The sequence below is a fragment of the Streptomyces sp. MAI_2237 genome (assembly GCF_054189285.1).
In genome coordinates this window covers 673,054-685,818 of the sequence record NZ_JAJPGQ010000001.1, presented here as the reverse complement: position 1 = coordinate 685,818, position 12,765 = coordinate 673,054, and the positions used below count along the sequence as shown (strand labels likewise).

Here is a 12,765-nt window from a genome sequence, read left to right as displayed (position 1 = left end):
TCGTGCGGTCACGCTCGGCCTGGCACCGGTGCCGGAGCGGTAGGGGTTGTATGCGACCGCACGTTTCGGACGAGCGGTTTCCGCCCTGAAGCGCACGCGCCCGGAGACGTCCGGCACCCTCTTTGGCAGGATCGCCGTATGGCTGAGCAGCGGCGGGACCAGGGCGACGGGCGGGATCTCCGGGAGGACGCGCGGGACGTGCCGCGGAGACAGGGGAGGGCCGCCCTCCCCGAGGAGGCGCGTGCCTGGGAGGCGCTCGTCGCCACGGCCCGCCGTACCGTCGCCGACGGCCTGGTCGTCGGCACCTCCGGCAACGTCTCGGTGCGGGTCGGCGACACCGTCCTGGTCACCCCGTCCGGAGTGCCGTACGACCGCCTCACCCCGGACGACATCACGGGGGTCGCCCTCGACGGCCGTCAAGTCCTCGGCTCGCTGGTCCCGACCAGCGAGCTGCCCATGCACCTCGCGATCCACCGCTCCACCGACGCCCGCGCCGTCGTGCACACCCACGCCGTGCACGCGACGGCAGTCTCGACCCTCGTCCCCGAGCTCCCGACGATCCATTACATGTCCGCCGCCCTCGGCGGACCCGTCCGGGTCGCCCCTTATGCGACGTACGGCAGCGACGAGTTGGCCCAGAACATGCTCGACGCCCTCGCCGGCCGCACCGCGTGCCTGCTGCAGAACCACGGCACGATGGCCCACGGCGCCACCCTCGACCAGGCCTACGACCGCACGGCCCAACTGGAGTGGATGTGCCGTCTGTGGCTCACCGCGTCCTCGGTGCCGGGCCTGTCGCCGCACCTCCTGACCCGCGAACAGCTGGACGAGGTGGGGGAGAAGCTGAAGGGGTACGGGCAGCGCTGACGCGGGCGTCACGGGGTAACCGGGATGGCGTGAGCACACCACATCGCCGCCGTACGACGTCACCCCGCCCCCGCCTTCCGCTGGCCGGTCACCCCCACCGCCAGGACACTGGACAGGTGCGTACTGCCAAAGCGACGGCCGCCGCCGTCACCGTAGCCCTCGCCGCCGGCGCGGCCTCCGTGGCCGCCGGCCGCTTCGCCAGCGGCGCCGCGCTCAAGACGGCACCCGGCAGGCCCCTGCCCACCGAGCCCCGCCTCACCGTGCATGCCACCGCGGCCGGCCGCATCACCCTCACCCGCCACCTGGCGGCGCTGCGCCCCGGCACCTACGGTCTCGCGGGCGACTCCAGCCACGCGGTCGTCGGCCCCGTCCTCGACTCCGCCGAACACTCCGCCGACACCGTCGTGCGCCGGCTGGAGCGCGTCACGCACGGCACCCTCGAACGCCGCGACAAGGTCTGGTTCACCCCCAGCCTCCACGTCGGCAACCCCCGCGACGCCCTCGGCCTGGACCACACCGACGTCGACATCCCCGGCGAACTCGGCTCCCTGCCCGCCTGGTTCGTCCCCGGCGTGCGCGACACCTGGATCATCGCGGTGCACGGCCTCGGCACCACCCGCGAACTCCCCATGAACGTCATGGAGTTCCTGCACCGCCAGCGCTTTCCGGTGCTCGCCCCCGCCTACCGCGGCGACCTCGGCGCCCCCCGCTCCCCGGACGGCCTGAACCACCTCGGCGAGACCGAGTGGCGCGACCTGGACGCGGCCATCCGCTACGCCCTGAGCCACGGCGCCGGACGCGTCGTCCTGCACGGCTGGTCCACCGGCGCCGCCATGGCCCTGCGCGCCGCCGCGGACTCCGGTCTGCGCGGGCGGATCTCCGGGCTGATCCTGGACTCCCCGGTGCTCGACTGGCCGACGACCCTGCGCGCCCTCGCCGCGGCCCACCGCACCCCCGGCGCCCTGCTGCCGCTCGCCGTGCGCGCCGCCCAGGGCCGCACCGGACTCGACCGCGACCGCACCGCCGAGACCGTCCGGCTCACCGTCCCGACCCTGCTCTTCCACGGCCCCGACGACACCCTGGCCCCCTGGGAGCACTCCCGCCGCCTCGCCGACGCCCACCCGAACCTGGTCGCCCTGCACACCGTCCGGGACGCCCCGCACTCGGCCATGTGGAACGCCGACCCGAAGGCCTACGAGGAGGCGCTGCGCCGCTTCCTGACCCCGCTGATGTGACCTCCCCGACCCCTCGGCCCGAACCGTTGGCCCCGGTTCCGTTTAACGTCGAACCGCTGGCCTGAACTCGGTCCCGGGCCGTCCTCGGAGGCCCGCCCTTGGCCAGTCCCGTCGCCGCCCGTGACCTTCCGTTTGGGTTTTCGGACCGTCAACCGGAAGACTGCACCCGTGACGTCCCGTATCCCGCGCGACTCCAGGCTTCGACTCGTCCGCCCGCGACCCCTGGCCGCCGCCCCCACAGCTGTGAACCAGCGGCGCCCGCGCCGCCCCGCGCCCCGCCCCCCGGAGGGCACACCGGCCCCCGCGGAGCTGGCCAGAATGGCGCGCTTCCAACTGGCCGCCGCCGCCCGCGTCGCCCGCTGGGCCGACGTCGCGCTCGGCCCGGGCAGCGACGGCGCGGGAGACGGCAAGGCCACCCTCGCCGACGCGACCGCCGAACGCGCCGCCGGGGACCTCGGCCTGACCGCCGCTCAGGTCCGCGCCGACTGGGACATCGCCCGCCTCGCCGGCCTCGTCGAGGTACACGGCGACAGCGCCCGCCCCGGCTGGCGGCTGCGCGCGTGGGACCGCGACGACAGCGCCGTGCTGCGCGGCTGGGTCGCCCTCTTCGACGCCTGGTCGCTCGCCTACCCGGAGCCCGCGGACCACGAGCCCGCCGCCGTCGCCGAGGTCGTCTCGGCCATGCCCCAGGTGCTCTCCTTCCTCCAGCTCTCCGCCGGGCCCGTCCCCGTCGAGCAGCTCCTGGACCTGCTGGAGCAGCGCGTCACCGAACTGCGCACCGAACGCTGCGAGATCCCCTACGGGCCGCAGCCCGAGCCCGTCGAGCCCCCGCGGTCCGAGGACACGCCGCTCGCCCCCCTCCTGGACTGGGCCCTGCACGCCCTCGCCTCCGTCGGCGCCCTCACCTACGGCGAGGGGCACGCCACGCTCACCCCGCTCGGCAGCTGGGCGGTGTGGGTCAAGCTGGAGCAGATCTGTGTGGCCGCGCAGAGCCCCGCCGGGAACATCGAGGCCGTCGCCGAGGAGATGCTGCGCGGCTGCGCCCAGCTCCGCCCGAACGCGGCCCGCGCCGAGTACCGCGCCTGGCTCGCCGCCCGCCCGGTCGGCAGCGCCGTCACCGAGCTGATCGCCGCCGCCCGCGGCGACGACGCCCTGCTGCGCGGCCTGGCCTTCGAGGCACTGCGCGTGGTCGGCGCCCCCGCCGAGCCCGACGTCCGCGCCGTCGCCGAGGAGCCCACCCTGCGGCCGTACGCCCTGCTGTGGCTGGCCGAGCACGACGGCGCCGACGCCGAGGACGCCCACGAGGTGCTCACCCGGCAGGAGGCCACCTGGCTGTGGGTGGACACCGCGGCCGCCGTCGCCGACCACGGCGAGGCCCCGATGCTCGTGCGGCACCTGGAGTCCGCCGTGCAGCCCACCGTGCCGATGCTCCTCGACGAGGTCCGCGCCGTCGGCCACCCCCGCACCGTCCAGGTCCTGGTCGCCCTCGCCGCCGCGCATCCCGACCCGGCCCTCGCCAAGGCCGTGCGCCGGGCCGCCTTCCAGGTGCACACCGGAGGGAACTGACAGGTGCCCACCGGAGGGAACCGACAGGTGGGCACCTGGGGGGACCGAGGAGTGCCGTAACGAACACCTGGACGCCGGAAAAGTCCTTGCACGGCCCCGTTAGACTTCTCCCATGGCCATTCTCCTCGCGCATTAGACGGCGGGAACGTCCTCAGCCGCCCACCCGTCGAAACCCATATCCGCCCTGGAGTCTGTCCGTGATCTCCGCCTCCGGTATCGAGCTGCGCGCCGGCGCCCGAGTCCTCATCGAGTCCGCCACCTTCCGGGTCGCCAAGGGCGACCGCATCGGCCTGGTCGGCCGCAACGGCGCCGGCAAGACCACCCTCACCAAGTGCCTGGCCGGCGAGGGCATCCCCGCCGGCGGCCAGATCACGCGCTCCGGTGAGGTCGGCTACCTCCCGCAGGACCCCCGCACCGGCGACCTCGACGTCCTCGCCCGCGACCGCATCCTCTCCGCGCGCGGCCTGGACGTCCTGCTGCGCAAGATGCGCGAGAACGAACAGCGCATCGCCAACGGCCAGGGCGCCACCCGCGAGAAGGCCATGAGGCAGTACGAGCGCCAGGAGACGGAGTTCCTCACCAAGGGCGGGTACTCCGCCGAGGCCGAGGCCGCCACGATCGCCGCGGCGCTGAACCTGCCCGACCGGGTCCTCGGCCAGCCCCTGCACACGCTCTCCGGCGGTCAGCGCCGCCGTATCGAGCTGGCGCGCATCCTGTTCTCCGACGCGGACACCCTGCTGCTCGACGAGCCCACCAACCACCTCGACGCGGACTCGATCATCTGGCTGCGGGACTACCTGAAGACCTACCGCGGCGGCTTCATCGTGATCTCCCACGACGTCGACCTGGTCGAGACGGTCGTCAACAAGGTGTTCTACCTGGACGCCAACCGCGCCCAGATCGACGTCTACAACATGGGCTGGAAGCTCTACCAGCAGCAGCGCGAGGCCGACGAGAAGCGCCGCAAGCGCGAGCGGCAGAACGCCGAGAAGAAGGCCGCGGCCCTGCATTCGCAGGCCGACAAGATGCGCGCCAAGGCCACGAAGACGGTCGCCGCGCAGAACATGGCCAAGCGCGCCGACAAGCTCCTCGCCGGCCTCGAGGCGGTGCGGATGCAGGACAAGGTCGCCAAGCTCCGCTTCCCCGAGCCCGCGCCGTGCGGCAAGACCCCCCTGACCGCCGAGGGCCTGTCGAAGTCGTACGGCTCGCTGGAGATCTTCACCGACGTCGACCTGGCCATCGACAAGGGCTCCCGGGTGGTCATCCTCGGCCTCAACGGCGCCGGCAAGACCACCCTGCTCCGGCTCCTCGCCGGCGTCGAGCAGCCCGACACCGGCGCGGTCGTGCCCGGTCACGGCCTCAAGCTCGGCTACTACGCCCAGGAGCACGAGACCCTCGACGCCGACCGCAGCGTCCTGGAGAACATGCGCTCGGCCGCCCCCGACATGGACCTCGTGGAGGTCCGCAAGGTGCTCGGCTCCTTCCTGTTCTCCGGCGACGACGTCGACAAGCCGGCCGGCGTCCTCTCCGGCGGCGAGAAGACCCGTCTCGCCCTGGCCACGCTCGTGGTGTCCTCCGCGAACGTCCTGCTGCTCGACGAGCCGACCAACAACCTCGACCCCGCCAGCCGCGAGGAGATCCTCGGCGCCCTGCGCACCTACAAGGGTGCGGTCGTCCTCGTCACCCACGACGAGGGCGCCGTCGAGGCGCTGCAGCCGGAGCGCATCATCCTGCTGCCGGACGGCGTCGAGGACCTGTGGGGTGCCGACTACGCGGACCTCGTGGCCCTGGCCTGAGGGTCATCGCCGCTTGATCGAATGTGTGATCAACGGCGTATGGATCATTCGGCCGACCGGTGATCCACCATCTGAGTGAGATCTCCTCGTACCGTCGTGTGTCCTACATCCATTTCGCGGCCGAGTCCTTCATCGACAAGGGCTCGGCCGTCGTACGTCTCTGACCTGCCGGTTGTCGAGAGAACCCGTTCGGCGGTACGAATGCCCCGTCGTGGAATTCCTGATTCCACTTGTGGGGATGCGCTCCTGTCGTCAAAACCCTGTCTCACGGACCTTGCCGAATGGGTGGCCATCGCGCCCCGGAGGGGTGATCATGAGGAGACCAGAGCGCACTTCCCATGAGGAGGCACGGGTGGCCGAGACTCTGAAGAAGGGCAGCCGGGTGACCGGCGCCGCGCGCGACAAGCTCGCGGCAGACCTGAAGAAGAAGTACGACTCCGGTGCGAGCATTCGGGCACTGGCCGAGGAAACCGGCCGCTCGTATGGCTTCGTGCACCGGATGCTCAGCGAGTCGGGCGTCACGCTTCGTGGGCGTGGCGGCGCGACACGGGGCAAGAAGGCCGCCTCGTCCTGACCCGGGCGGCCCATCGGCTTCGATGGTGGCCACCCGGTCGGTCGGCTGACCGGCCGGGTGGTTACTGTGCAGTCACTTAGCTTGTACGTCTGCTCTGCTGACCGCACTCATCGGAGGCGCCCCATGGCCACGCCCGCCAAGGACCTCGGTCCCGTACTCGACAAGGACGGCGTCCGGCTCACCGTCGACGACGCGATCGCCACGGTGACGCTGACCAACCCGGCCAAGCGCAACGCGCAGAGCCCCGCCATGTGGCGCGCGCTCGCCGAGGCCGGGCGGGTTCTGCCGGGCTCCGTCCGCGTCGTCGTGCTGCGTGCCGAGGGGCAGTCCTTCTCCGCCGGCCTCGACCGGCAGATGTTCACGCCCGAGGGCATCGAGGGCGAGCCGACGTTCATCGACCTGGCACGCAGCAGCGACGGTGAACTCGACGCGAGCATCGCCGGCTTCCAGGACGGTTTCACCTGGTGGCGGCGCAGCGACCTCATCTCCGTCGCCGCTGTGCAGGGGCATGCCATCGGCGCGGGCTTCCAGCTCGCCCTCGCCTGTGACCTGCGCGTCGTCGCCGACGACGTGCAGTTCGCCATGCGCGAGACCAGCCTCGGACTGGTGCCGGACCTGACGGGCACGCACCCGCTCGTCGCCCTCGTCGGCTACGCCCGCGCCCTGGAGATCTGCGTCACCGGCCGCTACGTCCAGGCCGAGGAGGCGGTCGCCACCGGCCTCGCCAACCTCGCCGTCCCCGCCGACCAGCTCGACGCCGCCGTACGGGACCTCGCCTCGGCGATCCTGGCCGCGCCCCGCGACGCCGTGATCGAGACCAAGGCCCTGATCCGCGGGGCGCAGGGGCGTTCCTACGACGACCAGCGGGCCGCGGAGCGGGCCGCGCAGGCCCGTCGCCTGCGGGACCTCGCCGGCCTCGGCGAGTGACCCCTCAGACGATCGCCGTGACCAGCACCGCCACCGTCGGGTGATCCGGTAGCGCCTCGGCGACCACCGCCCGGACCTCCCGGGCCACCTCCACGGCCCGGTGGTCCGCGCGCACCGCGATCTCGACGCGCGCGTGGCGGCGCGGCAGGGTGCCCTCCCGGTGCTGTTCCTCGAGGTGCACCGCGCGGCCCAGGCCGGCGGTGAGGCGGTCGACGCCGGGGACCGACAGCGCGGCGGAGGCCGCGCGCGTCTCGTCCCCGGCGGCCGGCTCCCCGGCAGGCGGCTCCTCGGCGGCCGGCGGCCCGGGCGGCGCCACCGGGGCCGGTTGCGGTACCTCGTCCAGCAGGGACGTGACCCGCAGGTCCACCTCCGTGACCCTCAGGCCGAGCAGCTCGGCCGCCGCGTCCGCCAGCGTCGTCCGCACCCGGGCGGCCGTCACCGGCAGCGGCTCGGCCGGTGACGCCGCGAGGTCCGCCGTCACCCGCAGCGGGCCGGGCGGCAGGGCGCTCGGCGGCGGCGGGACGACGGGCTCGTCCGTGTCCTGCGGATCGGCGAGGCCGATGCGGAGCGCGTCCAGCCGTGCTCCGCGCAGTTCCCCCGCGGCCCGCCGCAGTGCCGTCTCGGCGGCCTCCTCCGAGATCCACGCGCCGTCGTGCGGCCCGCCCAGCGGCAGCAGCCTGCCCAGCCCCAGCCGGTGCCGTACCGTCCGCGTCCATCCGTCCGCCGTCATTCCTCCAGCCTGCCGCATCCCGGGCGCGCTGCGGCGTTGCGCCACTTACCGTGGTCACAGGACGACGAACCGAAAGGGACGTGCGGCGATGACCGACATGACGCAACCGAACCGGACGGGGACCCCGGGAGTCGAGACGGAGGTGCCGGAGACCTCCGGCACGCGGAAGGCGCAGATGACCCGGCGCGGCGGCGGAGACCCCGGCGCACGGGGCCGGACCACGATCGCCGACGGGGTCGTGGAGAAGATCGCCGGGCTGGCCGCCCGGGACGTGCTCGGCGTCCACGCCCTGGGCAGCGGGCTCAGCCGCACCTTCGGGGCCGTGCGCGACCGGGTGCCCGGCGGCTCGAAGTCCGTGACACGCGGCGTGAAGGTCGAGGTCGGCGAGGTACAGACGGCGCTCGACCTGGAACTCGTCGTCGACTACGGCGTGTCGATCTCCGACGTCGCCCGCGCCGTGCGGGAGAACGTCATCGCGGCCGTGGAGCGGATGACCGGCCTGGAAGTGGTCGAGGTCAACATCGCCGTGAGTGACGTGAAGCTGCCCGAGGAAGAGGACGAGGAGCCGGAGCCCCGGCTCCAGTGACCGGCGGGCGAGCGGACAACCGTGAGGGGAGCGCACGATGAGCATGGCCGTGGTCGGCATGATCGCCGGAATGGCCCTGGGCTTCGCCGGCTATTTCGGCGGCTTCGGAGCCTTCCTGCTGGTGGCCGCCCTGGGAGCCGTCGGTTTCGTGGTGGGCCGGTTGCTGGAGGGGGACCTGGAACTGGGTGACTTCTTCCGCACCCGTGACGACCGGCGGCGGTGACGGCGTTGACCACGGTGCGCGAGAGCGTCGGCGAGCGGGGCGGCCCGCGCGGCGCCGTCGCGCCGGGGGAGCGCGGGGCCACCCGGATCGCCGACCGGGTCGTGGCGAAGATCGCCGCGCAGGCGGCCCGTGAACGCCTCGGCGACCGGTCGAGGCGGGCCGCGTCCCCGCACGCCACGGTCGTCGTCCACCACGGGACCGTCCGCGTCCGGCTCCATCTCGAACTCGACTACCCCTGCGACATCGGGGCCCGGTGCGCGGATGTGCGTCGACATGTCGCTTCCCGGGTACGCGCGTTGGTGGGCATGGAGGTTCCGGAGGTCGCCGTTCACGTGGAACGGCTGCACCTGACCCCGGCACACGGCGCGGTACAGGGGAGGACGCGATGAGCGAGCCCCAGGGCTCCGAGGGCATCACACAGCGGCTGCCGGTGATCGAGAGAGCACCGGAGGAGGAGCCCGACCACGGACCGCCACCGCCGACGGGCGGTCAGGGCCGCTTCTGGTCCGCGCGCCGCGTCCCCGCCGCCGTCGTGGCGGTGCTGCTGCTGGCCGTCGCGGGCATCTTCCTCTACGACATCGCGTCCGTCCGGGCCCACCGGCCCGCGATGGCCTGGCGCCGCGAACTCGCCCGGCAGCTCGCGCAACGGCCCCTCGACGACCTCTGGGTCCTGATCGGTGCCGGGGTCGCCGCGGCTCTCGGCCTCTGGCTGATCGCGCTGGCCTGCACCCCCGGCCTGCGCGGCGTCCTGCCGATGCGACGCCTGCATCCCGACGTCCACGCCGGCCTGCACCGCGAGGCCGCCGCCCTCGTCCTGCGCGACCGCGCCATGGAGGTGGCCGGCGTCCAGTCGGTGCGCATCCGCCTGCGCCGTTCCCGCGCCGACGTCCGCGCCGTCTCCCACTTCCGTGACCTGGACGACGTGCGGGCCGACCTGAACGCGGCCCTGGAGTACGCGATCGAGGGGCTGGGGCTCGCCCGTCCCCCCGCGCTGTCGGTCCATGTCCGGCGACCCGGGCGAAAGGGGTGAGCGGGATGCTCCGCATCGTCAACCGCGTACTGATCGGGCTCGTCGGGCTCGTGCTGATCGTCGTCGGCGGCTCGGTGCTCGCCGTCGGGCTGGGCGCGCCGCCGCCCTCCTGGTGGATCCACGACGGGCGGCACGACGTCCTGCTCAGCGACGCCGAGCGGACCAAGTGGCAGGGGCACGGTTGGTGGTGGCCGACCGTTCTGGCCGTCCTCGCGGTCCTCGTGCTGCTCGCCCTGTGGTGGCTGACGGCCGTGCTGCGCCGCCGCCGTCTGACCGAGGTCCTGGTCGACACCGGCGACGGCGAGGGCGCGCTGCTGCGGGGCCGTGCCCTGGAGAACGTCCTGGCGGGCGACGCGGCCGAACTCGACGGCGTGGCCCACGCGCAGGCCCGGCTGACCGGCCGCCGTACCGCCCCCGGTTCCCGTGTACGGCTCCTGCTGGAACCCCATGTGGACCCGGCGGCGGCCCTGCACCACCTCGCCACCGGGTCCCTGATGCGCGCCCGCGCCTCGGCGGGACTCGCCGCACTGCCCTCCGAGGTCCGCATGAAGGCGGTCAAGCACCGTGCGGAGAGGGTCAGTTGAGGCTGCGGTCCCGGTTCAGAACCCGTGCCGCATACCGCCGTCGACCGGCACCATGATCCCGGTCAGGTAGGAGGCGGCCGGCGACAGCAGGAACGCCGCCGTCCGCCCGAACTCCTCCGGCCTGCCGTAGCGCCGCAGCGGGATACGGGACTCATGGGCCGTCCGCGTGGCCTGCGGGTCCGCGGACATGCCGTCGAGCTCGCGGACCCGGTCGGTGTCGATCCGGGCCGGCAGCAGCCCGACGACCCGGATGCCGCGCGGCCCCAGCTCGTCGGCGATCGACTTGGCGAACCCGGCGAGCCCCGGCCGCAGACCGTTGGAGATCGTCAGCCCCGGAATCGGCTCGTGCACCGAGCCCGACAGCACGAACCCGATGACACCCCCCGCCTCCAGCTCCTGCGCCGCCGCCCGGGCCAGCCGCACCGCGCCGAGGAACACCGACTCGAAGGCGGCCTCCCACTGCTCGTCGGTGTTGTCGGCGACGAACCCCGGCGCGGGGCCGCCCACGCTCACCAGGATGCCGTCGAACCCGCCGAACCTCTCCCGCGCGGCCTCGATCAGCCGGGTCGGCGCCTGCGGATCGGCGTTGTCGACGGCCACCCCGAAGGCGTTCGGCCCCAACTCGCCCGCCGCGTCGGCCACCCGCTTCTCGTCCCGGCCGGTCACGACGACCTTCGCGCCGTCGGCCACCAGCTCCCGTGCCGCCGCGTTGCCGAGGCCGCGCGTGGCCCCGGTGACGACGTACACCCGGTCCTTCAGTCCAAGATCCATGGCCCCTATCCTGCCTCCCCGTCCCCGTCACCGGACAGGGCGAGGGCGGTGTTGACCAGACCGACGTGGCTGAAGGCCTGCGGGAAGTTGCCCAGCTGACGTCCGCTCACCGGGTCGTACTCCTCGGACAGCAGTCCCACGTCGTTGCAGAGGCCCACCAGCCGTTCGAACAGCTCCCGTGCCTCCTCGCGGCGGCCCGTCATGTGCAGGGCGTCCGCGAGCCAGAACGAGCACACCAGGAACGTGCCCTCGTCGCCGGGCAGCCCGTCGACGGTCGTGCCGTCCGTGCTGTAGCGGCGCAGCAGGCCGTGGTGCCCCAGCTCGCCGCGGATCGCCTCGATGGTCCCGGTGACCCGTGGATCGTCCGGCGGCAGGAAGCCCAGGCGCGGGATCAGCAGCAGCGCGGCGTCGAGTTCGCGGGAGCCGTAGGACTGCGTGAAGGTGTTGCGTTCGGCGTCGTAGCCCTTCTCGCACACCTCCCGGTGCACCTCCTCGCGCAGCGCGCGCCAGCGGTCGAGGTCCCCGCCGAGCTCCGGTTCCTCCTCCAGCGTCCGTACCGCGCGGTCCGCGGCCACCCACACCATGATCTTGGAGTGGACGAAGTGGCGTCTGCCGCCGCGGACCTCCCACAGCCCCTCGTCGGGCTGCCGCCACTCCTCGCACAGCCAGTCCATCAGCGCCCGCTGGATCGACCACATGTGCGGCCGCGGGGGCAGGCCCGAACGGCGGGCCAGCGCCAGCGAGTCCATGACCTCGCCGTACACGTCGAGCTGGAGCTGGTTGACGGCCTCGTTGCCGATCCGTACGGGCGCCGAGCCGTCGAAGCCCGACAGCCACGGCAGCTCCGTCTCCGGCAGCCGCCGCTCGCCCGCGAGGCCGTACATGATCTGCAGGTCGGCCGGGTCGCCGGCGACCGCGCGCAGCAGCCAGTTCCGCCAGGCCTCCGCCTCCTTGCGGTAGCCCGCCGCCAGGCCCGCGTTGAGGGTCAGGGTGGAGTCGCGCAGCCAGCAGTAGCGGTAGTCCCAGTTGCGCACACCGCCCGGCTCCTCGGGCAGCGAGGTGGTGGCGGCGGCGACGATGCCGCCGGTCGGCCGATAGGTCAGGGCCTTGAGGGTGATCAGGGAGCGGACGACGGCGTCGCGGTACGGGCCGTCGTAGCGGCAGCGTCGCACCCACTTGCGCCAGTCCTTGACGCTGGCGTGCACCGCCTTGTGCGGGTCGACGAGGGGTGGCCGCTGCTGGTGCGAGGGATGCCAGGTCAGGACGAAGGCGACCTTCTCCCCCTCCTCGACGGTGAACTCCGAGTACGTGGTCAGGTGCTCGCCCCAGGTGCGCACGGACGGCTCGCTGCGCAGCCACACCGAGTCCGGCCCGGCGACCGCGACGCGGTGCCCGTCGGACTTGCGCATCCACGGCACGATCGAGCCGTAGTCGAAGCGCAGGCGCAGCGTGCTGCGGACGGTCACCCTGCCGCTGAGACCCTCGACGACGCGCACCAGATCGGGGGCGCGGTCGCGTTGCGGCATCAGGTCGGTGACGCGGATCGCGCCCTCGCCGGTCTCCCACTCCGTGTCCAGTACGAGGGTGTCCGGGCGGTAGGCGCGGCGGGTGCAGGGCCCGTCGGCGTCCTTGGGGGCGATGCGCCAGTGGCCGTTCTCCTCGTCGCCGAGCAGCCGGGCGAAACAGGCCGCCGAGTCGAAGCGGGGCAGGCACAGCCAGTCCACGGAGCCGTCCCGGCCGACCAGGGCCGCGGTCTGCTCGTCGCCGATGAGGGCGTAGTCCTCGATACGGGGATGCACGAAGGTGCGGGTTCCCGGCCTGCGGAGCGGGCAATCAGGGGGTGGGCCGAGGGAGTGAGTGCGCCGGGGCGGACCGG

Annotated in this window: 14 protein-coding genes; 11 read left to right on the top strand and 3 right to left on the bottom strand. The window is 73.4% G+C overall.

Going from position 1 to position 12,765, the window contains the following annotated elements; genetic code table 11:
- The first annotated feature begins 138 nt into the window (after positions 1 to 138).
- The 6 genes from LN251_RS03210 (at position 139) to LN251_RS03185 (ending at position 6,965) form a co-directional block, all read left to right on the top strand.
- Positions 139 to 867, top strand: coding sequence for a class II aldolase/adducin family protein (locus LN251_RS03210; protein WP_458242985.1), 729 nt, complete (start codon positions 139 to 141; stop codon positions 865 to 867).
- A gap of 116 nt (positions 868 to 983) precedes the next feature.
- Positions 984 to 2,102: an alpha/beta hydrolase gene (locus tag LN251_RS03205; protein WP_458242984.1), complete on the top strand. Its 1,119-nt coding sequence runs from the start codon at positions 984 to 986 to the stop codon at positions 2,100 to 2,102.
- Between the two features lie 168 nt (positions 2,103 to 2,270).
- Complete coding sequence (locus tag LN251_RS03200; protein ID WP_458242983.1) at positions 2,271 to 3,668, top strand: hypothetical protein; 1,398 nt, start codon at positions 2,271 to 2,273, stop codon at positions 3,666 to 3,668.
- 197 nt (positions 3,669 to 3,865) lie between these two features.
- Positions 3,866 to 5,464 carry an ABC-F family ATP-binding cassette domain-containing protein gene (locus tag LN251_RS03195; RefSeq protein ID WP_458242982.1) on the top strand — a complete coding sequence of 533 codons (1,599 nt, stop codon included), beginning with the start codon at positions 3,866 to 3,868 and terminating at the stop codon, positions 5,462 to 5,464.
- Between the two features lie 352 nt (positions 5,465 to 5,816).
- Complete coding sequence (locus tag LN251_RS03190; RefSeq protein ID WP_004002281.1) at positions 5,817 to 6,038, top strand: helix-turn-helix domain-containing protein; 222 nt, start codon at positions 5,817 to 5,819, stop codon at positions 6,036 to 6,038.
- Positions 6,039 to 6,161: 123 nt separating this feature from the next.
- A complete protein-coding gene (locus LN251_RS03185) occupies positions 6,162 to 6,965 on the top strand; it encodes an enoyl-CoA hydratase/isomerase family protein (protein WP_458242981.1) in 804 nt (267 codons plus the stop codon).
- 4 nt (positions 6,966 to 6,969) lie between these two features.
- On the opposite strand, the gene LN251_RS03180 is transcribed toward LN251_RS03185, so the two are convergent.
- Positions 6,970 to 7,695: a nucleopolyhedrovirus P10 family protein gene (locus tag LN251_RS03180; protein WP_458242980.1), complete on the bottom strand. Its 726-nt coding sequence runs from the start codon at positions 7,693 to 7,695 to the stop codon at positions 6,970 to 6,972.
- An 88-nt stretch (positions 7,696 to 7,783) separates the two neighbouring features.
- Between LN251_RS03180 and LN251_RS03175 the strand changes: the two genes are divergently transcribed.
- From LN251_RS03175 to amaP, 5 genes are read left to right on the top strand one after another with little or no spacing between them, the layout of a single operon-like run.
- Complete coding sequence (locus LN251_RS03175; protein WP_458242979.1) at positions 7,784 to 8,281, top strand: Asp23/Gls24 family envelope stress response protein; 498 nt, start codon at positions 7,784 to 7,786, stop codon at positions 8,279 to 8,281.
- 37 nt (positions 8,282 to 8,318) lie between these two features.
- Positions 8,319 to 8,504, top strand: a complete 186-nt coding sequence (locus tag LN251_RS03170; RefSeq protein ID WP_334520463.1) for a hypothetical protein — start codon at positions 8,319 to 8,321, stop codon at positions 8,502 to 8,504.
- A gap of 5 nt (positions 8,505 to 8,509) precedes the next feature.
- On the top strand, positions 8,510 to 8,893 hold the full coding sequence (locus LN251_RS03165; protein WP_458243255.1) for an Asp23/Gls24 family envelope stress response protein: 384 nt from the start codon (positions 8,510 to 8,512) through the stop codon (positions 8,891 to 8,893).
- Positions 8,890 to 9,534, top strand: coding sequence for a DUF6286 domain-containing protein (locus LN251_RS03160; RefSeq protein WP_458242978.1), 645 nt, complete (start codon positions 8,890 to 8,892; stop codon positions 9,532 to 9,534). The genes LN251_RS03165 and LN251_RS03160 overlap by 4 nt, the downstream gene beginning before the upstream one ends.
- 5 nt (positions 9,535 to 9,539) lie before the next feature.
- Complete coding sequence (gene amaP, locus LN251_RS03155; RefSeq protein WP_458242977.1) at positions 9,540 to 10,118, top strand: alkaline shock response membrane anchor protein AmaP; 579 nt, start codon at positions 9,540 to 9,542, stop codon at positions 10,116 to 10,118.
- 15 nt (positions 10,119 to 10,133) lie between these two features.
- Here amaP and LN251_RS03150 read toward each other — a convergent pair whose 3' ends face one another.
- Both LN251_RS03150 and LN251_RS03145 read right to left on the bottom strand, forming a co-directional pair.
- Positions 10,134 to 10,889 carry an SDR family oxidoreductase gene (locus LN251_RS03150; protein ID WP_458242976.1) on the bottom strand — a complete coding sequence of 252 codons (756 nt, stop codon included), beginning with the start codon at positions 10,887 to 10,889 and terminating at the stop codon, positions 10,134 to 10,136.
- Positions 10,890 to 10,894: 5 nt separating this feature from the next.
- On the bottom strand, positions 10,895 to 12,688 hold the full coding sequence (locus LN251_RS03145) for a glycoside hydrolase family 15 protein (protein ID WP_458242975.1): 1,794 nt from the start codon (positions 12,686 to 12,688) through the stop codon (positions 10,895 to 10,897).
- Between the last annotated feature and the right edge of the window lie 77 nt (positions 12,689 to 12,765).